Source organism: Micromonospora sp. CPCC 205558, assembly GCF_036902955.1.
Lineage (GTDB): Bacteria > Actinomycetota > Actinomycetes > Mycobacteriales > Micromonosporaceae > Micromonospora.
In genome coordinates, this window is sequence record NZ_JBAKHR010000015.1 from 150,428 (window position 1) to 177,199 (window position 26,772).

Sequence of the window (26,772 nt, forward strand, 5' to 3'; positions counted from 1 at the left end):
GGGTACTGTGCGCAATCGCCGGGAGCCCCCAAGCTGGAGAGGTGTCGTCTGTGCGTACCAGATCAGGACCGCGAGCGGCGGTGGTCGCGCTTGCCGCGGCGCTGACGCTCGGCGTGGCCGGTTGCGTCCCGCCGGATGAGCCGACCCCGTCGCCGCCGAGCGACGGCGGCAACGCCGTGGAGCAGCTGAGCCAGCTCACCGTCGCCACCGCCGGCTCGATGAAGGGCTACAGCCGAAACCGTTTCCCGCACTGGCGGAACACCGGCAAGAACTGCGATGTCCGGGACACCATCCTCCAGCGCGACGGCGAGGACGTGAAGCTCTCCGGCTGCAACGTGGTCGGTGGGCGCTGGGAGAGCGTGTACGACGGTCGCAGCTTCTCGGATCCCTCCGACGTGGACATCGACCACACGGTGCCGTTGGCCAACGCGTGGCGCTCGGGTGCCGACGAGTGGGACAACGCGAAGCGGGGCGATTTCGCCAACGACACCACGCGTCCGCAGCTTTTCGCGGTTTCCGCCTCTTCGAACCGGGCAAAGGGTGACCAGGACCCGTCCCAGTGGAAGCCGGCAAACCGATCGTACTGGTGCAAATACGCCCAGGACTGGGTGACGGTCAAGCACTACTGGAAGCTGACCGTGACCAGCGCCGAGAAGGCCGCCCTGACCGACATGTTGGAGGGCTGTTGAGTGGGGAGCAAAACGTGACCGCCGCCGGGGAGAGCGGCCCGTCCGCCGCCGGGATGACCGCTGACGGCACCGCCGAGACTCCGGCCGCCGTGCCCGGCGCCGGCATGGTCGCGGATTCGAGCGGCGCGGCCGGCCCGCAGAGCCGCACCACCGACATCGTGCCCGGCCCCGGCGGCGTGATGACCGACGAGGTCGGCGTCGTCACCGGTGACCTGACGCTGCGCACCGAGTACGCCGACGGCAAGGTCACCCTGCGGGTGCAGTACAAGGACGCCGACGAGTGGTACGTGGTGACCGGCACCTCGGTCACGCTGGCCGATCCGGCCGGGCTGGACGCGGTGCACGGCGTCGCGGTGGGGCTGCTGAACCGCCCCGAGGGCTGACGGCCTCCGCCGCCGGCACCGCGTCCAGTCTCAGACGTACGAACCGGGCTCGGTGGGCGCGGAGACCACGCCCGGCGCGTCCCCCTCGCCCTCCGGGCGGACGATCTGCGCGGCGACCCCGTGCGGGCGCAGTTCGCCGCTGGCGATCTGCTCGGCAAAGTGGCAGGCCACCCGGGTGGTGCCGATCTCCCGCAGCACCGGTCGCTCGTCGGCGCAGCGGGTGGGCTGCGCCCACGGGCAGCGCGTGTGGAAGCGGCAGCCGGACGGCGGGTTGGCCGGCGACGGCAGGTCACCGGCGAGCAGGATCCGCTCCCGGCGGTCCTCCACGTCCGGGTCCGGCACCGGCACCGCCGACATCAGCGCCCGCGTGTACGGGTGCAGCGGCTCGGTGTAGAGCCGGTCGCTCGGCGCCTCCTCGACCAACGCCCCCAGGTACATGACGCCGACCGTGTCGGAGATGTGCCGGACCACCGCGAGGTCGTGCGCGATCACCAGGTAGGTCAGCCCCAGGCTGTCCTGGAGTTCGTCCAGCAGGTTGACCACCTGGGCCTGGATCGACACGTCGAGCGCCGAGACCGGCTCGTCGGCGACGATCAGTTCCGGCCCGAGGACCAGCGCACGGGCGATGCCGATGCGCTGCCGCTGCCCGCCGGAGAACTCGTGCGGGTAGCGGGAAAGCGCCCAGCGCGGCAGCCCGACCGCGTCCAGGGTCTCGCCGATGATCCGTCGACGATCGGTGCGGTCGGTGCCGATCCCATGGGTCTGCAGGCCCTCGGTCAGGATCGACTCGACGTTCTGCCGGGGGTCGAGACTGGACATCGGGTCCTGGAAGATCATCTGCATCCGGCGACGCATGCTGCGCAGCTTGCCGGCCGGCAGCGTCGTCAGCTCGACGCCGTCGAAGCTGACCTCACCGGCGGTCGGCGGGGTGAGCTGGAGCAGCGCCCTACCCAACGTGGACTTGCCGCAGCCGGACTCACCCACCAGGCCGTACGTCTTACCCCGCGCGATGCTCAGGTCGACCCCGTCGACGGCCTTCACATGGCCGACCACCCGATCGAAGAGCACCCCCCGCTTGATCGGGAAGTGCACCTTCAGATCGCGCACCTCGACGAGGATGTCGTTCTCACTCACGCTGATTCCTCCTCGCGCGGGGCGGGCACCATGCCGGGCACCGGCTCCGGGTTGACGCACCGGTAGCTACGTCCGTCGTGCGCGTGCACCAGCTCCGGCGGCTCGCCCACACACTCGTCGGTCCGTCGGGCACAGCGCGGGGCGAAGGCGCAACCGTCCGGCCAGGGCAGCAGGTCGCGGACCGAACCGGGAATCGGGTTGAGCTTCTCGCCCCGCCCGGCGTCCAGGCGCGGCACCGAGCCGAGCAGACCCACGGTGTACGGGTGACGCGGCTGGCGGAACAGCGGACGACGGCGGGCCGTCTCCACCACCCGGCCGCCGTAGAGCACATTGACGGTGTCGCACATACCGGCCACCACGCCCAGGTCATGCGTGATCATCAACAGCGCGGTGCCGGAGTCCCGGACCAGCTCCTTGAGCAGCTCCAGGATCTGGGCCTGAATGGTCACGTCCAGCGCGGTGGTCGGCTCGTCGGCGATCAGCAGCCGCGGCTGGCAGGCCACCGCCATCGCGATGAGCGCACGCTGGCGCATCCCACCGGAGAGCTGGTGCGGGTACTCCTTCAGCCGGCGCTTCGGGTCGGGGATGCCGACCCGGTCCAGCAACGCCGCCGCCTCCTTCGCCGCGGCCTCACCCTTCATCCCCCGGTGCCGGGTGAGCACCTCGGTCACCTGCAACCCGATCGGGATGACCGGGTTCAGGGAGGAGAGCGGGTCCTGGAAGATCATCGCGATGTCCCGACCCCGGATGTCCCGCCGCGACCGGTCGTCGAGCTGGAGCAGGTCGGTGCCGTCGAAGACGGCCTTCCCGCCAACCCGCAGGCCCGGCTGCTTGGGTAGCAGACCCATGATCGCGAGCGAGGTGACGCTCTTGCCGCAGCCGGACTCGCCCACCAGGCCGACCACCTCGCCGGCGTCGACCGAGAAGGACACCCCGTCGACCGCGTGCACGGCCCGCTGACCGCGGCGGGCGAACGTGACGGCGAGATCTTCAACTTCGAGCAGTGCCATAACGGGCCTACTTCCGCAGCTTCGGGTCGAGGGCCTCACGCATCGCCTCACCGAGCAGGGTGAAGCCGAGCGCGGTGATGATGATCGCGACGGCCGGGTAGATCGCCAGCGACGGCCGGATGCCGAGGTACTGCTGCGCGTCGGCGAGCATGACCCCCCACTCCGGTACGGCCGTGTCCGGGTTGCCGAGGCCGAGGAAGGAGAGCGCCGCAGCCTCGATGATCGCGGTGGCCAGGGTCAGCGTGGCCTGCACGATCACCGGGGCGAGCGAGTTCGGCACCACGTGGGTCAGCGCGATCTTCGACTTCTTGACGCCGAGCGAGGTCGCCGCCAGCACGTAGTCGCTGTTGGCCTGGGAGATCATCGAGCCGCGCAGCAGCCGGGCGAACACCGGCACCGAGACCACACCGACCGCGATCATCACAGTGGTCAGGCTGGCCCCGAGCAGGGCTGCGATGCTCACCGCCAGCAGCAGGCTCGGCATCGCCAGCAGCATGTCGATGAAGCGCATCAGGGTGGTGTCGACCCACCGCCCCCACCGGCCACCGAGACCGGCTGCGGCGCCGGAGACGCCACCGATCAGCGCGCCGATCGCCAGACCGATCAGGGTGGAGACCACGCCGACCAGCAGGGTCTGACGGGCACCCACGATCATCCGGCTGAACTCGTCACGGCCCTGGTGGTCGTAGCCGAACCAGTGCTCGCCGGTCGGGCCGGGGATGACACCCGGCTTGATCAGCCCCTCCCGGATGCCGATCGTGTCCGTCGCCGCGTACGGCACGAGGAACGGGCCGACCACCGCGACCAGCACGAAGATCGCCAGGATGACCGCACCGACGATCGCGGCCGGGTTACCGCGCAACCGGCGGAACGCCTCCTGCCAGAGGCTGACACCCCGCTCGTCGTCGCGGGCGGCCAACTCGGAGAGCCTGTCGATCTTCTCGCGCTTCTTGCCTGGGCTGAGTGTCATCGCACCCTCACCCTCGGGTCGATGAAGCTGTAGGAGAGATCGACCAGGAGGTTCACCAGCACGTACACCACCGCGATGATCAGGATGAAGCCCATCAGCACCGGATAGTCGCGTTGGCCGATGGCCTCGGCGACGAACGCTCCGATGCCACTGAAGGCGAAGACGGTCTCGGTCAGCACCGCGCCGGAGAGCAGGCCACCCGCCAGCAGACCGATCGAGGTGGCCACCGGCAGCATGGCGTTACGCAGGACGTGCCGGCGACGGACCGTCTGCTCGGTCAGGCCCTTCGCCTCGGCGGTCCGTACGAAGTCCTCGTTCAGCACCTCCAGCACGCTCGCCCGGGTGATCCGGACGATGATCGCCAGCGGGATGCTGGCCAGCGCTATGGCGGGCAGCACCAGATGCCAGAGGGCATCGGCGGCGGCGTCCCACTCGCGGGTCATCAACCCGTCGAGGACGAAGAAGTTGGTCACCCGGGTCGCCCCGAGCGTCGGGTCCTGTCGACCGCTGGACGGGAACCAGTGCAGGTTCTCCGAGAAGATCGCTTTGAGCACGTAGCCCAGGAAGAAGACCGGGATGCAGATGCCGATCAGCGAGCCGCCCACGGACGCGTGGTCCAGGAACCGGCCGCGACGACGGGCGGCCAGGTAGCCCAGCGGGATGCCGACGCCGATCGCGATGATCATCGCGGTGATGGTCAGCTCGACGGTGCCGGGGAAGCGCTCGATGAACTCCGTGGTGACCGCCCGCTTCGTGGAGGTCGAGGTGCCCAGATCGAGCTTGATCATCCGCCGTACGAAGCGGCCGTACTGCACCAGGATGGGCTCGTCGAGCCCCATGTTGCGGCGGATCGCAGCACGCATCTCGGGCGTGCCGCGCTCGCCGAGGATGGCGGTCTCGGGGCCGCCGGGAAGCCGGCGGAGCCAGATGAAGAGCAGGAGGGAGAGCCCGAACAGCGTGGGTATCAGCTGAAGCAGGCGCCTGATGATGAACCGGAACACGGCGGCCTCGAAGGGGTGCGGAGGGTTGCGGGCGGGCGCTGTGCGACAGCGCCCGCCCGCGTTCCTTGCTGCGTCAGATCAGGACTTACTTGAACTCGGCGGTGGAGAACCGCTCGTCGGTGAGCGGGCTGGCCTTGACGCCGGTCACGTCCTTGCCGAACACGATCGCCGGCGGCGAGTGCGAGATCGGCACACCGGGCAGGAACTCCATCACGGACTTGTTCAGGGCCTTGTACTTCTCGGTACGGGCCGCGATGTCGGCGGTGGTGTCCGCGTCCTTGAACTGGTCGAACAGGGCCTTGTTGTTGAAGCCCCACTCGTCCTTCGGCCGGTCGAAGAACGTGCCGATGAAGTTGTAGGCGTCGCCGTAGTCACCGGTCCAGCCCAGGAAGTGGATGTCGTGCTTGCTACCCGAGGTGGTGGCGTTCAGGTAGTCCGGGCTCCACTTCAGCGGGATCGCCTCGACGGTGATGCCAACGGCCTTCAGGTCCGCCGAGAGCAACTCGAAGATGTCCTTCGGGTTCGGCATGTACGGCCGGGTGACCTCGGTCGGGTAGTGGAACTTCAGCGTCAGGTTCGACGCGCCAGCCTCGGCCAGCAGGGCCTTCGCCTTGGCCGGGTCGTAGGTGTACTTCGGAACGTCGCCGTTCCAACCCTCGACGGTGTCCGGCATGAAGTTGTCGGCGACCTTGGCGCCCGGCGGCAGCTTGGAGGTGACCAGCTGCTGACGGTTGAGGGCGTACGCGATGGCCTGCCGGACCCGGAGGTCGGCGAGCTTCGGGTTGCCCTTCTGGTTGATCGCCAGGTAGAGCACGTTGAACGCCGGGCGGGTGAGCATGTTGAAGCCCTCGGACTTCAGCGGCTCGACGTCGGCCGGGCCGACCAGGTCGTAGCCCTGGATGTCACCGGAGCGCAGCGCCTGCTTGCGGGCGTTCTCGTCCGAGATCGTCTTGAAGATGAGGGTCTTCAGCTTGGCCTTGGGGCCCGAGTAGTCCTCGTTGCGCTCCAGGGTCAGCGTCTTGTTGGCGACGTCCCAGGCCTTGAACTTGAACGGGCCGGTGCCGGTCGGGTGCTCCGTCGCGTACGCCGGGTACTTGATGTCCTCGGCGGTGCCCGCGACGTTGCTGGCGTCGAACTCCTGCAGCGCCTTCGGGCTGTGGATGGAGAACGAGGGGAGCATCAGCGCGGCCGGGATCTTGCTGGAGACCCGGGTGAACGCCAGGTCCACAGTGGTCGCGTCCTTGGCGGTGCACGACTTGAAGAGGCTCGGCGGCAGGTCCGCGTTCTCGTTGTTGGCGAAGCCGCCCATGACGTCCTGCCAGTACGCGGTCACGTCCGGGCTCTGCATGAGGCCCTTGGCGTTGTACCAGCGGTTGAAGTTGACGCAGACGGCCTCGGCGTTGAAGTCGGTGCCGTCGTGGAACTTCACGCCCGAGCGGAGCTTGAAGGTCCAGGTGGTGCCGGCGGCGTCCGGGGTCCAGGACTCTGCCAGGCCGGGGGTGACCTTCGTGCCACCCTCCTCCGGCCGGACCAGGGTCTCGAAGACCTGACGCGCCACACGCAGCGACTCACCGTCGCTGGCGAAGCTGGGGTCGAGCACCTTCGGGTCTCCGGCGACGCCGAAGACGAGGGTGTCCTTCTTGCTACCACCGGATTTGTCGTCGCGGTTGCTCTCGGCGCAGCCTGCTACCGCGAGGGCCGCGACCGCGACGGCCGCGATCGCGACCTTCGGCCTGGGTGCACGCATGTGTGCTTCACCTCGTCCTTTGGGGTACGGACAACGTGGTGACAGGGGTCACCGATGGCGGTGACCATAGCTCCCGAGGCGTCCAGCCGGAAACTACTGGGTGGATGGTTGGTATCGGATCGTGCCTCAACCGCCGCTTGACATTCGATTCGTAGGTAAACAGCGGCAAAAACCGATCAATCAGCACCCACGATGCCAAACTGTTACGTCGAACAGCCCCTATGAGGGCGCAGGTGTCAGATCGTTTCCGGGCAGAGACGCAACGGTGGCCGGCACCCGCACGGGTGCCGGCCACCTGTCGTACGTCAGAGGTCAGACCGCGCGTCGCCCCTCGAAGGCCCGACCGAGGGTGATCTCGTCGGCGTACTCCAGATCGCCGCCGACCGGCAGCCCACTGGCCAGCCGGGTCACCGAGATGCCCATCGGCTTCACCATCAACGCCAGATAGGTGGCGGTCGCCTCGCCCTCGGTGTTCGGATCCGTGGCCAGGATCAACTCCCGCACCCCGCCGCCACCGAGCCGGATCATCAGCTCCCGGATGCGTAGATTGTCCGGACCGATCCCCTCCAGCGGATTGATCGCGCCACCCAGCACGTGGTAGCGACCGCGGAACTCACCCGTCCGCTCGATGGCCACCACGTCCTTGGGCTCCTCGACCACGCACAGCACCTCGTCACTGCGGCGCGGATCGCGGCAGATCCGGCACTGCTCGGACTCGGCCACGTTGTAGCAGGTCGTGCAGAACCGAACCAGCTCCTTGACCTTGCGCAGCGCGCCGGCCAGCCGGTTGACGTCGGCCGGATCCGCCGAGAGCACGTGGAACGCGATCCGCTGAGCGCTCTTCGGACCCACGCCCGGCAGCCGACCCAGCTCGTCGATCAGATCCTGGATGGCACCTTCGTACATCTGCCGGCTCAGAAACCGGGCAGGCCGAGGCCGCCCATGCCGCCGGCGACCGGGCCCATCTTGCGCTCGGTCAGCTCACGGGCCGCCTCGGCGGCGTTGTGCACGGCCGCGACGACCAGATCCTCCAGCGTCTCCACGTCGTCCGGGTCGACGGCCTTCGGGTCGATCTTGATGGCCTTGAGCTCGCCGGAGCCGGAGACGGTCGCGGTGACCAGCCCGCCACCGGCGGTGCCGGTCAGCTCGGCCTCGGCCAGCTCGGCCTGCGCGGCGGCGATCTGCTGCTGCATCTTCTGCGCCTGCTTCAGCATCTGCTGCATGTTCGGCTGTCCACCTGGGCGCACGGGATGGCTCCTTCTCGCACTCGTCTGCTCGACCGCCGCTCAGCCTATCCGCTGGGACCGACCTCGCCCCGCCCGGTGCGTCGCCCACGCCGAGCCGTGCGGGTACGGCTACCCCTACCCCGAACCGGCCATCTGCTGGTAGTGCGCCCAAAGCCGCCGCACTGGTCTGCTCGTGGGATGAACCTCAACCGCACCGGCCGCATCGGAGCGCTGTGCTGGCTCGCGGCCGCGCCCCTCTTCCTCGTCGCCAGCCTGATCACCGGGCTGCGCTGGCGCGAGCCGACCTACAACTGGGCCACCCACAACATCAGCGACCTCGGCAACGCCCACTGCGGCATCTGGGACACCAGTCGACCCCGCTACGTCTGCTCGCCGTGGCACCCACTGATGAACACCGCGATGCTGGCCACCGCCATACTCCTCGCCGTTGGACTCCTGCTGACCTGGCGGATCCTCGGCCACGGCCCAGTGGTGCGCTCGGCCCAGACACTCCTGCTGCTGGCCACCGGCGGATACGCCCTCGCCTCCGGCTACCCCGCCGACGTCGACGAGAACCTGCACGTCCTCGGCGCATTCCTGATCATGGGGCTGGGAAACGTCGGCCTGCTCCTCGCCGGCTTCGCACCCCGCAGCACCCCGCTCGGCCGGTGGCGACGGCTCACCCTCACCGCCGGCCTCGTCGCGCTGGTCGGAACGACACTGTTCGCCGCCCAGCAGGGCCTGGGGATCGGGGTAGGCGGCATGGAACGAGTAGCCGTCCTACCCTTCCCCCTCTGGGCCTGCACTCTGGGTGTCCTGCTCGCCGAGGCCCCTACCTTGCGCGATCTTGCACTTCCTGCCTCGACATAAGGGGGCATTCTGCGCAAGACGACGACCGAAGCTGCAAGATCGCCGGCCCAAGGTGGGGTCGCTAGCGGGCGTCGACTTCGTTGATCTTCTCGGCGCCGAAGGTTTCCCGGAGCAGCCGTACCGCCTGCTCCTCGCTGGACTCCCGTGCGGTCTTCTCGTCGATGATCTCGTCCAACGGCTCGTCGCCCGGGTCGAACCCCTCGAAGGCCGGGGCTGCGGCCGGTGCCGCGCCGCCGGGTCGGCCGGCCCGCGCGGGGCCGTCGAAGTCCGGGTCGTAGGGCGGCTCGCCCGCCCATTCGGCGTCCGCGACCGGCCGGGCTGCCGCTCCGGTACGCGCACCGCGCCCCGCCGCCGCCGCTCGAGCCGCGGCGATGGCGCTGCTCACCGGCGCACCACCGGCTGTCGCCGGCTGCCGGGCCGCCGGTGTCGGGTTACCCCGCCCGCCCGGCTTGCCGCCACCGGCCGTCGCCCCGGGGCCACCCGAACCGCCTGGTCCGGTGCCGCTCGCGCCACCGCCGTTGGGGCCACTCCCGTTCGCGGCGGTGCCGTTCGTGCCGCTCTCGTTCGAGGCGGTGCCGTTCGTGCCGGTGCCGTTCGCGCCGGTCGACGCCGGTCCGGAGGGGGAGCCTCCAGGGTTCGACTCGTTCCCGGCCGACGCGCCGCCGGGGCGGGCGGCCTCCGGCCAGTCCTCGTCATCGTTCGCCTCGACGGCCGGGGCACCACCGCCGGGGAGGGCCGCCTCCGGCCAGTCGTCCTCGTCGTCCGCCGCCGGGGCTGACGACGCTGCGCCCTGCCGACCAGCACCGTGACCGCCGGAACCCGCGCCGACACCGCCACGCGAAGCCGCGCCGGCAACTGCGGTGGGGCTCGCCGCGGTGGGCAGCGCGCTCACCGGCCCCGCGGAGGCGTCCAAGCCAGGCGCATCGTTCGAGCCAAGCCCAGCGCTCGAACCCGGCCCAGCGCTCGAACCCGGCCCAGCGCTCGAACCCGGCCCAGCGCTCGAAGCAGGCGCACCAGGCGCAGCATTCGCTGCGGGTAGCGGGGCGCTCGTCGGGCCGGTGGTGACGGGCGGGGGCGTGGCGTTCGCCGCGGCGGGCGGTGTCTCCGGCCCAGAGGATGGCGCGGCGGGTCGGGCCGGTGCGGCGGGTTGCGAGCGCGGAGGGCCGGACAGCGACGCCGCACCGCGCTCGCCGGCCACCTCGCACCGGATCTGCCAGCGCCCACCCAACTCCTCGTAGAGCGCGTCGGTGAGCACCCCCGCGTGGTCGGCCATCATCTTGGCCAGCACCGTGGACTTCACCGTCAGCACCAGCATGTCGCCGTCGAGTTCACGGACCACCGCGTCGCGCATCAGGGCGGCGATCCGCTTGTTGGTCCGGTTGACCTTGCCCACCACGTCGGGCCAGACGCGACGGACCGCGACCGCGTCCAGCGCGGCGGCCGGCGCCCCCGGTCGGGGCGGCGCCGGCGTGGCCGGGTCGGGAAGCACCGCCGACGGTGGCACCACGCGACGTGGGGCCGTCCCGGTGGGCGAGACGGGTACGGCCTGGTCAGCGGCCGCCGACCCGGTCGACGCGCCGGGGGACGCCGGGATCGGCGAGTCGGCCGCCGAGGCGTACGCGGCCGGGGCGCCCGAGGTGGGTGCACCGGTGACCGAGGCAGCCGGGGCGGGAGCACCCGAGGTCGCAGCACCCCGGGTCGGGGACGCTGCCGGGTCGACAGCCCACGGCGGTGCGGAGGTCGGGGCGTTCGCCGGGGTGGCGGCAGCCGGGACCGGGGTGGCTGGCTGTGGGCGTACCCCTGGGTTGGTGGCGGGCGCGGAGCCGGCGGCGGCCGACGGCGCGTCGGTGCCGCCCAGGGTGAGCCGGCGTTCCATCCGCTCAAGGCGCTGGAGCAGGCCGCCGGTGGAGTCGTCCACACCGGGCAGCAGCATCCGGGCGCAGATCAGCTCCAGCAGCAGGCGGGGCGCGGTGGTGCCGCGCATCTCCACCAGCCCGTTGTGCACGATGTCGGCGCAGCGGGAGAGCGTGGCCGAGCCGAGTTGCGAAGCCTGGGCGGCCATCCGCTCGATCTGGTCGGCGGGGCCGTCGATCAGACCCTTCGCGGCGGCGTCCGGGACCTGCTGGATCACGATCAGGTCGCGCAGACGCTCCAGCAGGTCGGAGGCGAACCGGCGCATGTCGTGCCCGGCCTCGGCGACCCGGTCGACTGTGGCGTACGCGGCCGCGCCGTCACCGGCGGCCAGCGCGTCGCACATCTCGTCGATCAGCGCGGAGTCGGTGACCCCGAGCAGAGCGACGGCCCGGGCGTAGCTGACCCCCTCCGCGCCCGCGCCGGCGATGAGCTGGTCGAGCACGGAGAGGCTGTCCCGCATGCTGCCGCCACCGGCGCGGACCACCAGCGGGAAGACCGCCGGCTCGACGGCGACGCCCTCGGCCTGGGTGAGCTGCTCCAGGTACGGGCGGACCACCTTCGGCGGAAAAAGCCGGAACGGGTAGTGGTGGGTCCGCGACCGGATCGTGCCGAGGACCTTCTCCGGCTCGGTGGTGGCGAAGATGAACTTGACGTACTCCGGAGGCTCCTCGACCAGCTTGAGCAGGGCGTTGAAGCCCTGGGTCGAGACCATGTGCGCCTCGTCGATGATGTAGATCTTGAAGCGACTGCTGGCCGGCGCGAAGAAGGCGCGCTCGCGCAACTCGCGGGCGTCGTCGACACCGCCGTGGCTGGCGGCGTCGATCTCGATCACGTCGATCGAGCCGGCACCGTCGGCGGCCAGCGAGCGGCAGGAGTCACACTTGCCGCACGGCTCAGGAGTGGGGCCCTGCTCACAGTTGAGCGAGCGGGCCATGATCCGGGCGCTGGTGGTCTTGCCGCAGCCGCGCGGGCCGGAGAAAAGGTAGGCGTGGTTGAGTCGTCCGCTGCGCAGCGCCTGCGACAGCGGCTCGGTCACGTGCTCCTGACCGATGACCTCAGCGAAGGTACGCGGCCGGTACTTGCGGTAGAGCGCCAGCGTCACGCGTCCCGCCTCCTCTCGACCGAGCCATTCTGCGCCGGTCGGGCGCGGGTGACCACCCACCCCGCCGGGCACCATGGGTTGCCCCGGGTTGCCGCGCTTGATCGACTCGGCTTCCTGGAAATCGGGGTGTCCGCGTGCCCGGGACGCCGCGACATCAAGGATGGCGAGTGGATCAACCGGTCCACAGACAAAAAAGGCCTCCCGTGCACCCGGCAGAGCTCGCTTATCCTTGCTGCCTTCCGGCCCTGGGGAGGTTCACGAGATACCGCCGCACGGGAGGTGACGCCCAGCCTACCCGACCGCCCGTCGATCTTCAGGGGGTGGTGGGGTGGCCCGGCCGACACGGGCCTGTATCCTGGCTCGCGGAGGATTCGCCTAGAGGCCTAGGGCGCACGCTTGGAAAGCGTGTTGGGTTTACACCCTCACGAGTTCGAATCTCGTATCCTCCGCTCGCCTGAGCAGCACGAACGACAGGGCCGGCCCCCAACGGGGACCGGCCCTGAGTCGTCTGTGCGGTGGGATCAGCCCACCACTTGGACGTGCTCCGCGCCCTGCCCCGAGAACCACGCCTCCAGCTCGGCGCCGCCGACGGACCGGGTCGCCCCCTCGTCGACGAGGACCGGGCCGACGACGGCACCCTTCGCGCCCTCGAACTGGCAGCCAAACATCCTCGCGCCGGTCAGCACCGTCGGCATGCTCGCGCCGCCGAGGGTGCACCAGCGCAGGCTGGCCAATTCAAGATTGGCACCGCGCAGATCGGTCTTGTAGAGCTTGGCCGAATTGAGAATCGCGTGGCGGAGATCCGCCCCTTCCAGAACGGCATCGTCGAGCTGCACCGAGAACAGCCGAGCCGAGCGGAACAACGCCTTACCGGCCGAGCAGCCGACCATTTCCGCCTTGGCCAGGTCGGCGAAGGAGAAATCCGCGCCCTGCAACTCGGCGTTGCTCAGGTTGGCGTCACCGAGGTTGGCCTCCTCGAATCGGACACCGACCAGGTGGGAATTGGCGAGATAAGCGCCAGCCAGGTCGAGACGGCTGAGGTCCGCCCCACGAAAATCAAGAAAATCCCCCGACAGGTACGCCGTGGCGGAAGCGTCGGCGAACCACTCCTCCAGCGCTTCCCGCGCATCGGGGCTGTCTGGCCAGCGGATCACGTCGCCGCTGGCCCGCTTGTACCTACTCATTTGTCGAACACCACCTTGCCGTCCCACTCCGGTCGATCAGCGACCCGCGCCCTGAGATCGGCCAACGCACTCGGCGACAGGCTCCGGGTGTTGAGAATGACGTTCTGTCCACCAGCGACCTCGTCGGCGAGTTTCTGCTCGAACTCCACGCCATCGTAGCGGCCCTTCATACCCTCGGGCATCGGCTCACCAGCCCGCCGCCCGGCCGGGAACAAATCATTGGGAGACTTGACGTCCCAGTTTTCGCCGTTGGAATCGATGAACTCACCCTGGTCCTTCTGGAACGCGGGATCCGAGTTGTCGAGTTCGGCCCGCTGGATCGGCCCGGGGATCTTCCCATCCGCCTCGGCCGCGAGCCCGACCTCGGCCTCGATCCGGGACTTCGCGCTGATGTTGCCGTTGTGGGCCGGGTCGGCGGCGAGTTCCTCCAGTCGCCGGTCGTACTCGGGGGTGCCGGGCTTGGGGCTCTGGTATCCGTCGTCACCGCCGGGCGGGCGGCCCGGCGAGTCGCCGGCGTCGCCGCCCGGCCGACCGAGCTTGAACTCCTCGGCTGCGAAGTCCTGCCCGCCGGTGACGGTTTCGGGCACCTCGCTGGAGTTGCGGCGTCGCTGTCCCGGGATGTCGCCGTCGCCGTCGCCCGGACGCGACGGCGTTCCGCTGTCACCGTTTCCACCGGGGGGAGTCTTGGGTTTCGCCATCGTCTTCGCCCTAGCCGTTCAGCAGCTTGGACAGGTTGGTGAGGCTGGAGATCAGTGCGCCGACGTAGGTGAGGATGCGTCCAGCCCACTTGACGACGGCCGCCACTATCGACGCCGCGATCGCCGGGATGGTGACGACGAAGATCGCCTCGATGGCCCACACGATCACGCGTGCCACCAGGTCGGCGATGAGGTCCCGGACGACGTCGCGGGTGAACGCCACCAGGTTCCCGGCGGCCTGCGTCGCGGCGGCCATCGCTGCGGAGATACCGCTCAACGCGTCGATGCCCGTGACGTTGTGGGCCATCAGCGCCTGGTACGCCGTGGCGGCCTGCCCCTGCCAGCCGGGCATGTCCACCCCGAGGTGGGTCTTCAGGTCGGTGGCCATGCTCTCCAGTTCGGCGGCCATGTTGTTCCAGGTCGCCGCGTGTGAGGCCACCACGTCGGGCATGCCGGTGAGTTGGTCGAGGATTTCGCGCAGCGGCTCGAAGTACTCCATCGCCCAGCCGAGCCCGTTGGCGAGCAGGGCGCTGAAGGGATCCAGCACCGTCGCGACAGCCTCGACGCCGAATGCCGCGCCCGCGAGGAGGTCGTCGACCCAGCCCTCGCTGTGGATGGCGTCGACCAGCCCTTGGAAGCTGTCCGCGGCGGCCGCGCCGGTCCAGGGCTTGCGGGTCGACTGGACATCCGCGATCAGCGACACGTCGGTCATGACGCCGCGTCCAGTTGGCTGCCGACCTTACGGATCGTGGTGTCGGAGTCCGCGTCGGCGTTGTCGTAGTTGTCGGCGGTGGTGCCCAGCCCCTTCACCACCAGCGACAGGTTCTCCTCGACGTAGGCGATCAGCTCGTCCTGCCGGGTGTGCCGGCCCTCCAGGATCCCGGAGATCCACCCGCACAACAGCCCGTACGCGGCGTCATCCTGGCTGATGTGCGCGCTGGCGTTCTTGACCGCGCCGAAGCGGGCACGCAACGCCTCGATGTTGCGCGCGTGCTGGCGGATCTGTTCGGCGTCGACCTCGAACCCGCCGCTCACCGACTCACCACCGGCCGTGCTGCTCGTCCGGGCCACCCGCCGCAGGCTCAGCATCGCGCAGTTGCTGCCCGACGCGTTCGGCGATCGCCCGCGCGGCAGGCGAATCGGTGCCCAGGGTGTCGCCGATGATCTCCTGAGCACGGTCGGCCAGTTGCCGTTTGGCCGCGGCGATCGTGGCCATGATCGTCCGGGCGACGACATCGGGGGCTACCCGTTGCACCCGCTGGCCCAGGTGCAGGTCGACAAGCGCGCCCACGGAGTCGACGGTGACCTCCACCAGCCCGTTGCCGTCGGCGACCGTCACCCGCAGCTCCTGGATGCGCTCGCTCATCGCGTCGGTGGCGGTCGCCAACTGGTCCAGGCGGCCCTTCCACTCGGCGAGCCGATCCATGGCACCGCCCGGGTCCAGCAACCCTCCCGTGGGTGGAACGTCGGCCATCATGTGTCCCCTCGGTCGCTCAAGGTGATCATGCTCAGCTGAGGGAGATTAACATGAGGGCGTCTGCACGACGGTCCACCTGGGACGCCCGGACCGCCCGTACGCTCGGACCCTGCGCTCTCATCGACGCCGTGACGTGGGAGTGGGAGGAGACTTTGTACGCGGGCAGCGCCCGCCACTACATCGTCGGCCGGAGGCCCTATCCGCCCAGCCTCGCCGAGGCGGTCGGGACCGCGCTCGACCTCGACGGCACCGGCCCGCCCCCTCAACTCTGTCGAGATCTTGGACAGTTTCCGTTCTGCGCGAACGGAAACTGTCCAAGATCTGGAGATTTGATGCCGGGAACGCCGGGCCGGCGGGGAGCGGCGTAGCGCGTTGCTGCGGAGCACTCAGAACAGTGGGCCGCCACTTTGCGGGCCGGCGATCCGGAGACCGTAGCGCTGGGGCCAGACGATCGCCGTCCGGTCGGACAGACCGCTCCACGTCTTGTTCTGCGGTACCAGCCCGCCGGCTGAGCCGTAGAACGGATTGATGACCCCGGACGGGTAGCCGGCGAGGTCACCCTTCACCTCTTCCCCGGGGGACGCCACGAGGGCGTCGAACCCGGCGGCGCGGCTGAGGTTCAGCAGGGCGACGGAGGAGCCGAACCTGTCGCCCTTCTCGGACCCGTCCGGGACGGCCGAGTGGTTCTGGTCGAACGCCTGCGCACCGGCGCCCGTCAGCCTCGCGGCGGACCCCTTGAGCAGGGTGACGCTGCCGGCGTCGACCCGTGAGCCGATGTCCTCGCCGGGGGCGCCGACCAGCACGTCCGCCTTGCCGTCACCGGTCACGTCGCCGATGGCCAGCGCGCCACCGAAGCGGTCGTCAGACTCGGGGTCGTCCGGCACACCGGCCGTACGCTGGGTGATGATCTGAACCGCGCTGCTGGACAGGCCGCCGGAGCGGCCGGCGAAGGCTGCGACGAGGCCGCCGTTGATGCCTGGGGTCTGCGCGCCGGAGGCTCCGACGACGACCTCGCCCAGTCCATCGCCGTTCAGGTCGCCGACGGCGAGCGCATCACCCAGGTACCAGGCGATGGTGCCGGTCCCGTCTTTGGGTTCGATTGCCGCACCGGTGACCGAGGTGGCACCGGCGGATGACACGCCACTCGCCGAGCCCCACATCAGGGTGACCATGCCGCTGCCGCCCCAGCTCACGCCGTCGTTTTCCCGAGGAGCGCCGATGACCAGGTCTTGGTAGCGGTTGTTGTCGACCTTCCCGATCGCGAGCGTGTAGCCGAACTGGTCGTTGTTCTCGGCCGATCCGGGCACCGCGGTCTGGTCCTGGTGAAGGTGCTGAGCCCCGGTGACGGTGAGGCCGGCCGGCGCACCGAAGAGGACGGTGACGGCGCCGGCGCTCGCCTTGGTGCCGATCGACTCTCCCCAGGCACCGATGGCGAGGTCGTCGCGGCCGTCCCCGTTGATGTCACCGGCCGCGAGGGCAGCCCCGAACTGGTCGAAGCTTTCAGGATTGTCCGGAACACCCGGCGAATCCTGGTTGAAATGGATTGCCGAGGCGACCACCAGGCCGTTGCGGCCGCCCGGAATGACCCAGACCCCGCCAGCGTGCGTCTTGGTACGGGGATCCGGCTCGTCCGGGTTGCCGATCGCCAGGTCGTCGTAACGGTCGCCGTTGAAGTCCCCCGCCACGAGCGCCATGCCGAAGGCGACGGCGCCGCCGTTCCCCGGTATGGCGCCCATCAGGTAATCGACCTTTGCGGCCGAGGAGTACCGCACGGTGACGACACCAGCCGGGACCAGCGGCAAACTGTAGTAGGACGGGTCGCCGGTCACCGCGATGTCGTCGATGCCGTCGCCGTCGAAGTCGGATCGGCCGACACCGACGCCCCGCAACCGGGGCGTCGCCTTCAGCAGGGCCACCTCGTGGTGCTGGAGAACGACGCCGCCCCGGGTGATGGTCCGGACGCCTTCTGCGGCCTGCGCGGGGGCACTCAGGGCCAGGCTGGCCAGCACAGTTGGGAGAACCAGAAGAGATGCGCTTCGTTGCACAGGGACCCCGTTTCGATAGGCGCCTGGACACCATAGGCAGCCGACCGGGTCACCGAAATGAGGCGAACGGGCAGTGCGGTGACGGACCACCACAGCTGATTCGAGGGTGAGCACGAACGGCGGGTACGGTCCGGGGGCCGGCGGGCCCCGCGCCCGTCGTACACATGTTCTATCCACAGGCTGTGGACGGCGGAGGGACCGATGAGTTACCAGCTCAGCGCGGTGGTCGCGGACGCTGAACTGCTCCGCGAGCAGACCGCCGAGCTGGATCACGCGGTCCTCGGCGAGCTGAGACAGGACTTTGCGTTGCTGCCGGTCACCCCACAGTTGGTGATCGAACTGACCGGGTCGCTGCCGGATTTCGCGACTGACGACCGGAGCGCCGAGCGTCCGTTCGGCCTGGTGTTGTCGGCGACGCTGGTCGAGCTGCTGACCCGGTGGTCACAGTCGGGTCCGGTGGCGTACCTGGAGGCGGAGTTCGGTGGTGGCGCGGGCTACCAGTCGGCCGCGGTGTGGTTGGGCGGGGCACTGTCCTGGGGCCCGCGTTTCGACGACGAGTTGGAAGCGCCGCGCGCGCAGTGGCCGATCAACGGGGCACTGACCCGACTCGGCGTCGAGCCCGGCACCTGGATCGACCCGTTCGCCGAACTGGGGTTGCACCTGGAGCGGAACACCGACGGCTGGCTGGCGCACGGGCGTCGTCGACTCAGCGCCGACTACTGGGATGAACTGGTCGAGCAGTGGGAAAATCAGTAATCCGGTCATTGGTAGCAACCTGAATGCTCCCGTCCCGTTGAGGACTGGGGGATTCCATGAAATTGCGACAATTTGCGTTTATCGCCACGTTGATGACGGCTGCCTCGATCGCTGGCAGCGGCGTACCGCCAACCGGGCCGATCCCGGATGGCCGGCACGTCGGCAGCGTGGAGGTCATCGACCTGAACGGCCTGCGGAACATCGAATTCGGTGCCACCGAGGCCGAGCTGACCCGACGCGGCATCCTGCGTACCAGCCTGGATGCCTGCGGGCCGATGCTCGCCGGCCATGACACCGTCAGCCCGGTCTTCGTGCAGGACAAACTCGTGCTGCTCTGGGTCGGCGATCCGATACGGACACCGGAGGGCATAACGGCAGGCTCGCCCGTGGGCCAGGTCTGGGACCGCTATCCGGAGGTCAGCCGACTTCGCGCTCCACAGGGGACACATCGCCTCGACGGGCTACTCGCCCGCAGCGGCGACCGCGCGTACCTGTTCCTGCACGACGGGCGCACGGTCCGAAAAACCATCGCCGGGTACGCGGACTGGGCCCGCCGCCTCTTCGACGAGGGCGTCGGCCCCTGCTGACCCGCCACGGTGCTGCTGCCGGCCGACGAAGAAACGCCCGGTTCGATCCTCGCGGACCGAACCGGGCGTTTCTGCACTACAGAGCGGTGGCGGAGGGATTTGAACCCTCGGAGGGCGTTAACCCTCACACGCTTTCGAGGCGTGCTCCTTAGGCCGCTCGGACACGCCACCGCCGACGAGGGTACAGGACCGCTGGTTCCGACGCCGAACCGGTATCGCCCCGGCCGGCCTGGCAGGATCTTTGCCATGAGTACGCACATCGGCGCGAAGCCGGGCGAGATCGCCGAGCGGGTCCTGATGCCGGGCGACCCCCTGCGGGCCAAGTGGATCGCGGAGACCTACCTCGAGGGCGCCACCTGCTACTCGACGGTCCGGGGCATGCTGGGCTTCACCGGCCGCTGGAACGGCGTCGAGGTTTCCGTCCAGGGCTCCGGCATGGGCATGCCGTCGGCCTCCATCTACGCCCACGAGTTGATCAACGAGTACGGCGTGAAGACGCTGATCCGGGTCGGCTCCTGTGGTGCCCTCAGCACCGACCTGCAACTGCGGGACGTGGTGGCGGCGATCGGGTCGTCCACCGACTCGAACATGAACCGGATGCGCTTCGACGGGCTGATCGACTACGCCCCGGTGGCCGATTTCGGGCTGCTGCGTACGTCGGTCGAGGTGGCGGAGCGGCGCGGCATCACCATGCACGTCGGGCCGATCCTGGCGGCGGACGCCTTCTACACCGACCGGCCGGACCTTTACGACACCCTCGCCGACTACGGCGTGCTGGCGGTGGAGATGGAGTCGGCGGCGCTCTACACGATCGCCGCCCGGTTCAAGGCCCGCGCGTTGACCGTGCTGACCGTCAGCGACCACATCAAGACCGGCGAGAAGACCACCTCGGCGGAGCGCGAGCAGACCTTCAGCCAGATGGTCGAGATCGCCCTCGACACGATCATCGCCTGACCTGTTCGGGCGGCAATACCGCGAAGAGCGTGATGACTGTGTGGCATCAATATGCCTCAGAGTCATCACGCTCTTTCGCATCAGGCCGCCAGACCGCAGAGAGCAGGCCGCCAGACCGCAGAGAGTCAGACGGCGGCCAGCGCCTTCAGACGGCGGCCAGCGCCTCTCAGCGGAAGAACGCGCGCAGGACGGCGGCGGTCTCGGCCTCCAGCACACCGCCGTACACCTCGGGGCGGTGGTTGAGCCGACGGTCCCGCAGCACGTCCCAGAGCGATCCGGCTGCCCCGGTCTTGGGTTCCCATGCGCCGAAAACGACGGTGGAGACCCGCGCCAGCACCAACGCCCCGGCGCACATGGTGCACGGTTCGAGGGTGACCACCAGGGTGCAGTCGTCGAGCCGCCACCGGCCGGTACGCTCGGCGCCCCGGCGCAGGGCCAGGACCTCGGCATGGGCGGTGGGGTCGCCGGTCAGCTCCCGCTCGTTGCGTCCGGTGGCCAACTCGGTGCCGTCCGGCCCGTAGAGCACCGCCCCCACCGGCACGTCGTCGACGTCGGTGCCGACCGCGTCGTCGACCGGCGGGCCGGCGACAGCGATCTCCAGGGCGCGGCGCATCCACAGCTCGTGTCGCTGCCGTCGGCCGACCTCGCCCGGGTCGGCCAGGCCCTCGTGGGCGCCAGGCCCGGCGCGGCCCACCGCACCGGGAGTCGGCTGGCCCGGCCGGATCGACTCCAACGATGGATCGGTGGCGTCGGCCGGCTCAGACCTCACGCAGCTCCTCGACCTCGTCGGCGCAGCCGAGCACCTGGCAGATCTCGGCGGTGACGTCCGCCGGCATCATCCCCTCGTGGGTGCAGAGGGTCAGCAGCTTCTGCGCTGAGATGCCCAGGTTGGCCAGCAGGTCGGCATCACCGACCGGGTCGGCCTCCGGGTCGACGACGGGCTGCTCGCTCTCGTCGTCACCGGTGCTCACCGCGCGTGGCTCCTCGTCACCGTCGAGCCCGGTGACCGAGGTCTTCAGATCACCGACCAGCAGCGACCCCAGCTGCGATTCCTCGGCGTACGCGGAGTCCGAACCGAACACCCGCAGGTCCTCGCCCTCGTCCAGGCGCAGGATCACCAGGTAGGCGTCGTCGGCCTCGACGAACAGCAGCGACACGTCGGCCTCCTGGTCGACGTCACGCAGCCGGTCGGCAACCTCGTCGATGTCGGTGGCGCCACGCAGGCTGACCTCGGCGGCGGTCCAGCCACTGTCGTCGCGCACCACGGCCGCAGCGAAGTACGACACGGTCCCCCCAATAGCCCTCGACACAGCGTCGACTCGTTACGCGTGCACGTTAGCCGGTCGGGTCGGCGGGCGACCCGTCAACGCCCCGAAGGGCGGGTCATTCCTGACAAAGTCGGATCAGCCGACGACTCGACGGCGGGTCGCGATGAGCTGGCGCAGACGCTCCGTGCGCTGCCGCTGTGGTCGGCTGCGCTGGCGGACCGCCCGGGCGCCGGCCAGCTCGGCCAGCAACTGCAGGCGGCGGCGGCTGCGATCGGGATCCTGCCGCGGAGTGGTCCAGGCCATAGTGCCGAGCGTGCCGAGTCTGGGCGGCCACGTCAAGACGGCGTTCGCTACGCAGCCAACCGGGCACACGGTGCAGTCACCGGGCGGCGTTCCGGGGCCTGTCCGTGCCGGTCACCACAGCGGCCAGTCACCACTGGTCGCCCAGCGGACCGCCACCACGGCGGCGGCGATGCTCCAGCCCCCGGCCGTGACGATGGCGACCCCGGTGGCCACCCCCCGATCGCCAAAGCGGACCAGCACCAGGGCGGTGGCCCAGGCCAGCAGACCGGCGATCACCGTCCACCACGCGTAGCTGGCCACGTCGGTGCCGAGCAGGCCGAACAGCAGCAGCCAACCGGCTGCCGCGCCGCCACCGGCGGCGACACCGCCGCCGGTGACCGGGTGCGGCTCGCGGTAGGTGGGCCGGGTCGGGGGCCCGGAGGGGAAGAGACCCGACGGGGTACGCGGCATCGGGCGGGCGGCACCGAGATGCGGGTCAGGTTCGGGTCGGGCAATGGTCACCGTCGCTGCCCTCCCTCACGCGTGCCGCTCGTGCCCACGGTACCGGCTCTGCCAGGATGACCGGATGGCCTCGCCGACGATCAGCCGCCGCGCTCGTCCGGCGTACCCGATCCTGCTGCTGCTCGCCCCGGTGCTGGCCGCCGGCTGCGCGACGACGCGGCCGGGGGTGCCCGACGGCGCCGCGCCGACGCCACCGGCGGTCTGGGCGACCGCCGACCAGCCTGCGTCGCAGTCGTCGACGCCGGCGGCGACCGACCCGAGCCCGCCGGCGCCGTCGTCGGCCAGGCCGTCGGCGACGGCACCCCGCACGGGGCTGAAGCATGTCTTTCCGGTACGTGCCGACAACGTCGACTACCACCCGACGCACGGGGCGTACCCGGCGACGGACCTCTTCGCCGACTGCGGCGAACCGTTCGTGGCGGTGATCGACGGGACTGTGCTGGAGGTGAGCCGCGTCGACCGGTACCGCAAGCGTGGCCCACAGGGCCCGGACAACGGGGGCCTGTCGGTCTCCCTGCTCGGCGACGACGGGGTGCGCTACTACGGCTCGCATCTGAGCGCCGTGACCAGCGGCGTCGACGCCGGGGTGCGGGTCCGCGCCGGGCAGCAGCTCGGCAAGGTGGGCCGCACCGGCAACGCCAACAACGTCTGCCATGTGCACTTCGGCATCTCGCCGGGGTGTGCTGGTAAGGACGGCTGGTGGATCCGGCGCGGGGTGATCTGGCCGGCGCGCTACCTGGACTCCTGGCGGCGCGGCGGCAACAAGGAGCCGGCCGCCGAGGTCACCGGGTGGCAACGTCGGCACGGCTGCCCGAAGGCGCCCTGACATGGCACGCGCGAGAGATCCCATCGCCGACCTGCGCCGGATCGCGTTCCTGCTGGAGCGGGCCAACGAGGCCACCTATCGCGTACGCGCGTTCCGGTCGGCGGCGAAGGCGCTGGCCGGCCTGTCTACGACCGAGCTGACCGAGCGGGCCGGCAACGGCACGCTCACCGAGTTGGCCGGGGTCGGTGACGTGACGGCCCGCTGTGTGGCGGAGTCCCTCGCCGGTGAGGAGCCGGTCTACCTTCGCCGGCTGGTGGCGACCGAGGGCAGCGACCTGGACGCCGAGGCCACGGCGCTGCGCGCCGCCCTGCGCGGCGACTGTCACACCCACTCGGACTGGTCAGACGGCGGCTCTCCCATCGAGGAGATGGCGCTGGCCGCGGTGGAGTTGGGCCACGAGTACCTGGTGCTGACCGATCACTCGCCCCGGCTGACGGTGGCCCGGGGGCTGACCGCCGCACGGCTGCGCCAGCAGCTCGACCACGTGGCGCAGGTCAACGCGGCGCTGCCCGAAGGTTTCCGGATCCTCACCGGGATCGAGGTGGACATCCTCGCCGACGGCTCGTTGGACCAGGACGACGACCTGCTGGCGCGGCTCGATGTGGTGGTCGGGTCGGTGCACAGCGGCCTGAAGGACGAGCGGTCGAAGATGACCCGGCGCATGGTGAAGGCTGTCGCCAACCCACACCTGGACATCCTCGGCCACGTCACCGGCCGGATGGTGTCGTCCCGCCCCGCCGGGGTGACCGGTCCGGGCGACCGGGGGCACCGGGCGCGTACCCGGGCGGAGAGCGACTTCGACGCGGACGCCGTCTTCGCCGCCTGCGCCGAGCACGACACCGCCGTGGAGATCAACTCTCGGCCGGAGCGGCAGGACCCTCCGAAGCGCCTGATCCGCCGCGCGCTGGAGGCGGGCTGCCGGTTCGCCATCAACACGGATGCGCACGCGCCCGGCCAGCTCGACTGGCAACGGTTCGGCTGCGAACGCGCCGCCCTCTGCGGCGTCCCCGCTGACCGTGTGGTCAACACCTGGTCTGCGGAGCAGTTGGTGGCCTGGACGCACAGCCGCGCCTGACCAGTCCAACCCGCCCCTCAGCAACCCTCGGCCCGTCGGCCTCTCGGCCCGTCGGCGCTGATCCACTCGCGTTTCATGAAGTCGGGGTGTCCCGGTCCGCCGGACACCCCGACTTCCAGGAAGCCGAGTCGATCAGGTGGTTTGTCAGCGGCGGGCGGGTTCGGCGGCGGGGGCGGCGGGGGCGGCGGCGGGGACGGCGGGGGCGCCGACGACGACAACCGGGTTGGTGCGGCGGCGACTGAACATCCCCTGCGAGACCGCGACCCCGAGCAGCACGATCAGCGCGCCGACGGGTTGGTGCCAGTTGAGTCGTTCGTCGAGCGCCACGGCACCGATCAGCACCGCGAAGATCGGGATCAGGTACGTGACGGTGGACGCGGTACTCGCGCCGGCAACCCGGATGTTGCGCATGTTGATCACGAACGCGAGGCCGGTGCCGAGCGCGCCGAGGGTCAGCACACTCGCCACCACCCCGGCCGACAGCTCGGTGGGCAGTGGCGGCAGGCCGGCGACGAAGGGCGTGACGATGGCCAACTGCGCGGCTGCGAGCAGCAGTTGCGCGGTGGAGAGCGACAGGCCCGAGTGCGCGCTGCCGGCGACAAACCGCTTCTGGTACGGGATGGCCACGCCGTAACAGGCCGCCGCGCCGAAGCACATCAGCTGCCCGGTGAAGTGCGCCCCGCCGATGCCCTCCCAGACCCCGAGCACCACCAGCACCCCGACGAAGCCGAGCCCGAGCCCGACCGCCCGGCGCAGGGTGAGCCGCTCGGTGCGGAAGACCAGCACCGCCAGCGGCAGCACGATCAACGGCGTGGTGGCGTTCCAGATGCCGGCCAGCATCGACTCGACCCGTTGCTCGCCGTAGCCGAAGAGGGTGAACGGCACGGCCACGCCGAAGGCGGCGACGACGGTCAGGTGCGCCCAGACCCGGGGCTCGCGGGGCAGCCGGTCGCGCAACACGGCGAGGACCACCAGCAGGGTCAACGCGCCGGCGAGGACCCGGTAGAGGGTGAGTTGAACCGGGTGCAGCTCAGCCACCCCGACCTTGATGAAGAGGAAGCTGGAACCCCAGATCGCGGCGAGCGCGATGAAGCCGGGCAGCCAGGCGCTGACCGGCGCTTTGTCAGGAGTGGTATCGGTGGTCACCCCTGACACTCTGCCGTAACCGTACGACAAAGTCGCGCGCCTTTTCGGCCGTCGCGCCGTGCCCGAACCCGCAGCTCGAACACAACAAACGTCGGCGACAAAGGGGTGGGGTGGTCACGTAGTGTCGCAGCGTGGGACGAATTGATGAACTCGCCAACCGCTACGTGGCCGAGTGGGCGCCGTTGAGCCCCACCGGCGCGACCTTCGTCGGCATCGCCGGCCATGACGATCAGCTCGACGACCTTTCCCCCGACGGCTACCGGGCGCGCGCGGACCTCACCCGACGGACGCTCGCCGAGCTGGAGGTGACCGAGCCGGAGACCGAATCGGAACGGACCGCCCAGGAGGCCATGCAGGAACGACTCGGCCTGGACCTCGCCCGGTACGACGCCGGCGAGGTGACCAGCGAGGTCAGCGTGATCACCAGTGGGCTGCACGAGATCCGCATGGTGTTCGACCTGATGCCCACCGCGACCAGCGACGATCAGGCCAACATCGCCGCTCGGCTCAACGGCTTCGGCGCCGCGCTGGAGGGCTACAAGACCACGCTGCGTGAGGCGCTCGCCTCCGGCGCGGTCAGCTCGAAGGTGCAGCTGGTCGAGGTGGCCAAGCAGTGCGACATCTGGGTCGACCCGACCGGGGACAACTTCTTCCACGGGCTGGTCGAGCGGCTGGGGGCGGAGGGCACGCTCGGCTCGGAGCTGCGCCGGGGTGCGGCGGCGGCGACGGCGGCGACCGCCGAGTTCGGCCAGTTCCTGCGTACCGAGCTGGCCCCGCACGGGCGGGACAAGCAGGCCGCCGGCCGGGAGCGCTACGAGCTCGCCTCTCAGTATTTCCTCGGCGCCAAGATCGACCTGGACGAGACGTACGCCTGGGGCTTCGCTGAGCTGGCCCGCCTGGAGTCGGAGATGCGCGCCGTGGCGGGCCGCATCGCCGGCTCGGGTGCCACAGTCGACGAGGCGGTCGCCAGGTTGGACGCCGACCCGGCCCGGACCATCCAGGGCAAGGAGGCATTCCGGGACTGGATGCAGGCGCTGGCCGACAAGGCGATCACCGAGCTGCACGGCACCCACTTCGACATCCCGGAGCAGGTCCGCCACATCGAGTGCTGCCTGGCCCCGACCAGCGACGGCGCCATCTACTACACCGGCCCGAGTGAGGACTTCTCCCGTCCGGGTCGGATGTGGTGGGCGGTGCCGCAGGGCATCAGCGACTTCTCCACCTGGCGGGAGGTGACTACGGTCTACCACGAGGGCGTGCCGGGTCACCATCTCCAGGTGGCGCAGACGGCCGTCCGGGCCGACCTGCTCAACCGCTGGCAGCGGCTGCTCTGCTGGGTCTCCGGGCACGGCGAGGGCTGGGCGCTCTACTCGGAGCAGCTGATGGACGAGCTGGGTTACCTGGACGATCCGGGAGACAAGCTGGGCATGCTCGACGGCCAGGCGATGCGCGCAGCCCGGGTGATCGTGGACATCGGCATGCACCTGGAGCTGGAGATCCCGAAGGACAATCCCTTCGGTTTCCACCCGGGCGAGCGGTGGACGCCCGAGCTGGGCTGGGAGTTCATGCGGGCGCACTGCCGGGTCCCGGACGAGAACCTGCGCTTCGAGCTGAACCGCTACCTGGGTTGGCCGGGGCAGGCGCCGTCGTACAAGGTGGGTGAGCGGATCTGGCTCCAGGCCCGCGAGGACGCCAAGGCCCGCAAGGGCGCCGACTTCGACCTGCGCGAGTTCCACCGGCAGGCGTTGGACCTGGGTGCGCTGGGTCTCGACCCGCTGCGTCGGGCGCTGGCCCGGCTCTGAGCCGCCGCTACGCCCCAGGCCTCACGCGTGGCCGGCGCGGCATGTCGATGTACTGGTGAGCGGTATACCTCAGAGTCATATTCATACCTCTGAGGTATACCGCT

General features: G+C 70.1%; 27 protein-coding genes, 2 tRNA genes, 1 other RNA gene and 1 pseudogene. 10 read left to right on the forward strand and 21 right to left on the reverse strand.

What is annotated here, in order from left to right; genetic code table 11:
- The first annotated feature begins 50 nt into the window (after positions 1–50).
- Positions 51–689 (forward strand): HNH endonuclease family protein, encoded by a 639-nt coding sequence (locus V6U86_RS18680; protein WP_334505071.1) that lies wholly within the window; start codon positions 51–53, stop codon positions 687–689.
- A 53-nt stretch (positions 690–742) separates the two neighbouring features.
- Complete coding sequence (locus V6U86_RS18685; protein ID WP_442934966.1) at positions 743–1,072, forward strand: hypothetical protein; 330 nt, start codon at positions 743–745, stop codon at positions 1,070–1,072.
- Between the two features lie 30 nt (positions 1,073–1,102).
- Here V6U86_RS18685 and V6U86_RS18690 read toward each other — a convergent pair whose 3' ends face one another.
- The 7 genes from V6U86_RS18690 to V6U86_RS18720 form a co-directional block, all read right to left on the reverse strand.
- Complete coding sequence (locus tag V6U86_RS18690; protein ID WP_334505073.1) at positions 1,103–2,206, reverse strand: ABC transporter ATP-binding protein; 1,104 nt, start codon at positions 2,204–2,206, stop codon at positions 1,103–1,105.
- The gene (locus tag V6U86_RS18695; RefSeq protein WP_334505074.1) at positions 2,203–3,216 is read right to left on the reverse strand and encodes an ABC transporter ATP-binding protein; all 1,014 of its coding nucleotides are present in this window, start codon (positions 3,214–3,216) and stop codon (positions 2,203–2,205) included. The genes V6U86_RS18690 and V6U86_RS18695 overlap by 4 nt, the downstream gene beginning before the upstream one ends.
- 7 nt (positions 3,217–3,223) lie before the next feature.
- Complete coding sequence (locus V6U86_RS18700) at positions 3,224–4,186, reverse strand: ABC transporter permease (protein ID WP_124776653.1); 963 nt, start codon at positions 4,184–4,186, stop codon at positions 3,224–3,226.
- Positions 4,183–5,187, reverse strand: a complete 1,005-nt coding sequence (locus V6U86_RS18705; RefSeq protein WP_334505075.1) for an ABC transporter permease — start codon at positions 5,185–5,187, stop codon at positions 4,183–4,185. Before V6U86_RS18705 ends, V6U86_RS18700 begins: the two co-directional genes overlap by 4 nt.
- 85 nt (positions 5,188–5,272) lie before the next feature.
- Complete coding sequence (locus V6U86_RS18710) at positions 5,273–6,934, reverse strand: ABC transporter substrate-binding protein (RefSeq protein ID WP_334505076.1); 1,662 nt, start codon at positions 6,932–6,934, stop codon at positions 5,273–5,275.
- Positions 6,935–7,246: 312 nt separating this feature from the next.
- Positions 7,247–7,840 (reverse strand): recombination mediator RecR, encoded by a 594-nt coding sequence (gene recR / locus V6U86_RS18715; protein WP_334505077.1) that lies wholly within the window; start codon positions 7,838–7,840, stop codon positions 7,247–7,249.
- A gap of 8 nt (positions 7,841–7,848) precedes the next feature.
- Positions 7,849–8,157, reverse strand: coding sequence for a YbaB/EbfC family nucleoid-associated protein (locus V6U86_RS18720; RefSeq protein WP_007466279.1), 309 nt, complete (start codon positions 8,155–8,157; stop codon positions 7,849–7,851).
- Between the two features lie 201 nt (positions 8,158–8,358).
- Here V6U86_RS18720 and V6U86_RS18725 point away from each other — a divergent pair, with 201 nt between their 5' ends.
- Positions 8,359–9,030 (forward strand): DUF998 domain-containing protein, encoded by a 672-nt coding sequence (locus V6U86_RS18725; RefSeq protein WP_334505078.1) that lies wholly within the window; start codon positions 8,359–8,361, stop codon positions 9,028–9,030.
- Between the two features lie 61 nt (positions 9,031–9,091).
- Here V6U86_RS18725 and V6U86_RS18730 read toward each other — a convergent pair whose 3' ends face one another.
- Both V6U86_RS18730 and ffs read right to left on the reverse strand, forming a co-directional pair.
- The gene (locus V6U86_RS18730; protein ID WP_334505079.1) at positions 9,092–12,046 is read right to left on the reverse strand and encodes a DNA polymerase III subunit gamma and tau; all 2,955 of its coding nucleotides are present in this window, start codon (positions 12,044–12,046) and stop codon (positions 9,092–9,094) included.
- A gap of 192 nt (positions 12,047–12,238) precedes the next feature.
- Positions 12,239–12,328: signal recognition particle sRNA small type (ffs, locus tag V6U86_RS18735), an RNA gene on the reverse strand.
- An 82-nt stretch (positions 12,329–12,410) separates the two neighbouring features.
- On the opposite strand from ffs, the gene V6U86_RS18740 reads away from it, so the two are divergent.
- Positions 12,411–12,495: transfer RNA gene (locus V6U86_RS18740), tRNA-Ser, on the forward strand.
- Between the two features lie 72 nt (positions 12,496–12,567).
- On the opposite strand, the gene V6U86_RS18745 is transcribed toward V6U86_RS18740, so the two are convergent.
- The 6 genes from V6U86_RS18745 to V6U86_RS18770 form a co-directional block, all read right to left on the reverse strand.
- Complete coding sequence (locus V6U86_RS18745; protein ID WP_334505080.1) at positions 12,568–13,200, reverse strand: pentapeptide repeat-containing protein; 633 nt, start codon at positions 13,198–13,200, stop codon at positions 12,568–12,570.
- A 26-nt stretch (positions 13,201–13,226) separates the two neighbouring features.
- On the reverse strand, positions 13,227–13,928 hold the full coding sequence (locus V6U86_RS18750) for a hypothetical protein (protein WP_334505082.1): 702 nt from the start codon (positions 13,926–13,928) through the stop codon (positions 13,227–13,229).
- Between the two features lie 10 nt (positions 13,929–13,938).
- Positions 13,939–14,640 carry a WXG100 family type VII secretion target gene (locus V6U86_RS18755; RefSeq protein ID WP_334505083.1) on the reverse strand — a complete coding sequence of 234 codons (702 nt, stop codon included), beginning with the start codon at positions 14,638–14,640 and terminating at the stop codon, positions 13,939–13,941.
- A complete protein-coding gene (locus V6U86_RS18760; protein ID WP_334505085.1) occupies positions 14,637–15,017 on the reverse strand; it encodes a hypothetical protein in 381 nt (126 codons plus the stop codon). The genes V6U86_RS18755 and V6U86_RS18760 overlap by 4 nt, the downstream gene beginning before the upstream one ends.
- Complete coding sequence (locus V6U86_RS18765) at positions 14,968–15,402, reverse strand: YbaB/EbfC family nucleoid-associated protein (protein WP_334505087.1); 435 nt, start codon at positions 15,400–15,402, stop codon at positions 14,968–14,970. Before V6U86_RS18765 ends, V6U86_RS18760 begins: the two co-directional genes overlap by 50 nt.
- Positions 15,403–15,791: 389 nt before the next feature.
- Positions 15,792–17,723, reverse strand: a complete 1,932-nt coding sequence (locus V6U86_RS18770; RefSeq protein WP_334505088.1) for a hypothetical protein — start codon at positions 17,721–17,723, stop codon at positions 15,792–15,794.
- Between V6U86_RS18770 and V6U86_RS18775 the strand changes: the two genes are divergently transcribed.
- The gene (locus V6U86_RS18775; RefSeq protein ID WP_334505089.1) at positions 17,652–18,206 is read left to right on the forward strand and encodes a hypothetical protein; all 555 of its coding nucleotides are present in this window, start codon (positions 17,652–17,654) and stop codon (positions 18,204–18,206) included. The two genes, V6U86_RS18770 and V6U86_RS18775, sit on opposite strands and share 72 nt — an antisense overlap.
- Positions 18,207–18,298: 92 nt before the next feature.
- Entirely contained in the window at positions 18,299–18,793 is a 495-nt protein-coding gene (locus V6U86_RS18780) for a hypothetical protein (protein ID WP_442934960.1), read from the forward strand.
- Positions 18,794–18,877: 84 nt separating this feature from the next.
- Here V6U86_RS18780 and V6U86_RS18785 read toward each other — a convergent pair.
- Positions 18,878–18,964 (reverse strand) — tRNA-Ser (locus V6U86_RS18785).
- A gap of 75 nt (positions 18,965–19,039) precedes the next feature.
- Here V6U86_RS18785 and deoD point away from each other — a divergent pair.
- The gene (gene deoD / locus V6U86_RS18790) at positions 19,040–19,747 is read left to right on the forward strand and encodes a purine-nucleoside phosphorylase (protein WP_334505092.1); all 708 of its coding nucleotides are present in this window, start codon (positions 19,040–19,042) and stop codon (positions 19,745–19,747) included.
- Between the two features lie 166 nt (positions 19,748–19,913).
- On the opposite strand, the gene V6U86_RS18795 is transcribed toward deoD, so the two are convergent.
- From V6U86_RS18795 to V6U86_RS18810, 4 genes are all read right to left on the reverse strand, one after another.
- Positions 19,914–20,360, reverse strand: a complete 447-nt coding sequence (locus V6U86_RS18795; protein WP_334505124.1) for a nucleoside deaminase — start codon at positions 20,358–20,360, stop codon at positions 19,914–19,916.
- Between the two features lie 145 nt (positions 20,361–20,505).
- Positions 20,506–21,033: a tRNA adenosine deaminase-associated protein gene (locus V6U86_RS18800; RefSeq protein WP_334505093.1), complete on the reverse strand. Its 528-nt coding sequence runs from the start codon at positions 21,031–21,033 to the stop codon at positions 20,506–20,508.
- A 117-nt stretch (positions 21,034–21,150) separates the two neighbouring features.
- Positions 21,151–21,318 carry a hypothetical protein gene (locus tag V6U86_RS18805; RefSeq protein WP_167493094.1) on the reverse strand — a complete coding sequence of 56 codons (168 nt, stop codon included), beginning with the start codon at positions 21,316–21,318 and terminating at the stop codon, positions 21,151–21,153.
- A gap of 111 nt (positions 21,319–21,429) precedes the next feature.
- The gene (locus V6U86_RS18810) at positions 21,430–21,768 is read right to left on the reverse strand and encodes a hypothetical protein (RefSeq protein ID WP_334505125.1); all 339 of its coding nucleotides are present in this window, start codon (positions 21,766–21,768) and stop codon (positions 21,430–21,432) included.
- A 115-nt stretch (positions 21,769–21,883) separates the two neighbouring features.
- Here V6U86_RS18810 and V6U86_RS18815 point away from each other — a divergent pair, with 115 nt between their 5' ends.
- Both V6U86_RS18815 and V6U86_RS18820 read left to right on the forward strand, forming a co-directional pair.
- On the forward strand, positions 21,884–22,645 hold the full coding sequence (locus tag V6U86_RS18815) for a M23 family metallopeptidase (RefSeq protein ID WP_334505095.1): 762 nt from the start codon (positions 21,884–21,886) through the stop codon (positions 22,643–22,645).
- A gap of 1 nt (position 22,646) precedes the next feature.
- Entirely contained in the window at positions 22,647–23,720 is a 1,074-nt protein-coding gene (locus tag V6U86_RS18820) for a PHP domain-containing protein (RefSeq protein ID WP_334505096.1), read from the forward strand.
- Here V6U86_RS18820 and V6U86_RS18825 read toward each other — a convergent pair.
- Positions 23,603–24,866, reverse strand: a pseudogene (locus V6U86_RS18825) (DMT family transporter); the annotation flags it as partial. The gene V6U86_RS18820 and the pseudogene V6U86_RS18825 sit on opposite strands and share 118 nt — an antisense overlap.
- A gap of 131 nt (positions 24,867–24,997) precedes the next feature.
- On the opposite strand from V6U86_RS18825, the gene V6U86_RS18830 reads away from it, so the two are divergent.
- Positions 24,998–26,668: a DUF885 domain-containing protein gene (locus V6U86_RS18830; RefSeq protein ID WP_334505098.1), complete on the forward strand. Its 1,671-nt coding sequence runs from the start codon at positions 24,998–25,000 to the stop codon at positions 26,666–26,668.
- The last annotated feature ends 104 nt before the right edge of the window (positions 26,669–26,772 follow it).

Bases quoted from the DNA above. Each gene is read 5' to 3' on its own strand.
- V6U86_RS18685 (WP_442934966.1), top strand. From the start codon at position 743: ATGACCGCTGACGGCACCGCCGAGACTCCGGCCGCCGTGCCCGGCGCC.
- V6U86_RS18695 (WP_334505074.1), bottom strand. From the start codon at position 3,216: ATGGCACTGCTCGAAGTTGAAGATCTCGCCGTCACGTTCGCCCGCCGC.
- V6U86_RS18700 (WP_124776653.1), bottom strand. From the start codon at position 4,186: ATGACACTCAGCCCAGGCAAGAAGCGCGAGAAGATCGACAGGCTCTCC.
- V6U86_RS18710 (WP_334505076.1), bottom strand. From the start codon at position 6,934: ATGCGTGCACCCAGGCCGAAGGTCGCGATCGCGGCCGTCGCGGTCGCG.
- recR (WP_334505077.1), bottom strand. From the start codon at position 7,840: ATGTACGAAGGTGCCATCCAGGATCTGATCGACGAGCTGGGTCGGCTG.
- V6U86_RS18720 (WP_007466279.1), bottom strand. From the start codon at position 8,157: ATGCAGCAGATGCTGAAGCAGGCGCAGAAGATGCAGCAGCAGATCGCC.
- V6U86_RS18725 (WP_334505078.1), top strand. From the start codon at position 8,359: ATGAACCTCAACCGCACCGGCCGCATCGGAGCGCTGTGCTGGCTCGCG.
- V6U86_RS18750 (WP_334505082.1), bottom strand. From the start codon at position 13,928: ATGGCGAAACCCAAGACTCCCCCCGGTGGAAACGGTGACAGCGGAACG.
- V6U86_RS18755 (WP_334505083.1), bottom strand. From the start codon at position 14,640: ATGACCGACGTGTCGCTGATCGCGGATGTCCAGTCGACCCGCAAGCCC.
- V6U86_RS18760 (WP_334505085.1), bottom strand. From the start codon at position 15,017: ATGCTGAGCCTGCGGCGGGTGGCCCGGACGAGCAGCACGGCCGGTGGT.
- V6U86_RS18765 (WP_334505087.1), bottom strand. From the start codon at position 15,402: ATGGCCGACGTTCCACCCACGGGAGGGTTGCTGGACCCGGGCGGTGCC.
- V6U86_RS18775 (WP_334505089.1), top strand. From the start codon at position 17,652: ATGAGTTACCAGCTCAGCGCGGTGGTCGCGGACGCTGAACTGCTCCGC.
- V6U86_RS18780 (WP_442934960.1), top strand. From the start codon at position 18,299: ATGACGGCTGCCTCGATCGCTGGCAGCGGCGTACCGCCAACCGGGCCG.
- deoD (WP_334505092.1), top strand. From the start codon at position 19,040: ATGAGTACGCACATCGGCGCGAAGCCGGGCGAGATCGCCGAGCGGGTC.
- V6U86_RS18795 (WP_334505124.1), bottom strand. From the start codon at position 20,360: ATGCGCCGCGCCCTGGAGATCGCTGTCGCCGGCCCGCCGGTCGACGAC.
- V6U86_RS18805 (WP_167493094.1), bottom strand. From the start codon at position 21,318: ATGGCCTGGACCACTCCGCGGCAGGATCCCGATCGCAGCCGCCGCCGC.
- V6U86_RS18810 (WP_334505125.1), bottom strand. From the start codon at position 21,768: ATGCCGCGTACCCCGTCGGGTCTCTTCCCCTCCGGGCCCCCGACCCGG.
- V6U86_RS18815 (WP_334505095.1), top strand. From the start codon at position 21,884: ATGGCCTCGCCGACGATCAGCCGCCGCGCTCGTCCGGCGTACCCGATC.
- V6U86_RS18820 (WP_334505096.1), top strand. From the start codon at position 22,647: ATGGCACGCGCGAGAGATCCCATCGCCGACCTGCGCCGGATCGCGTTC.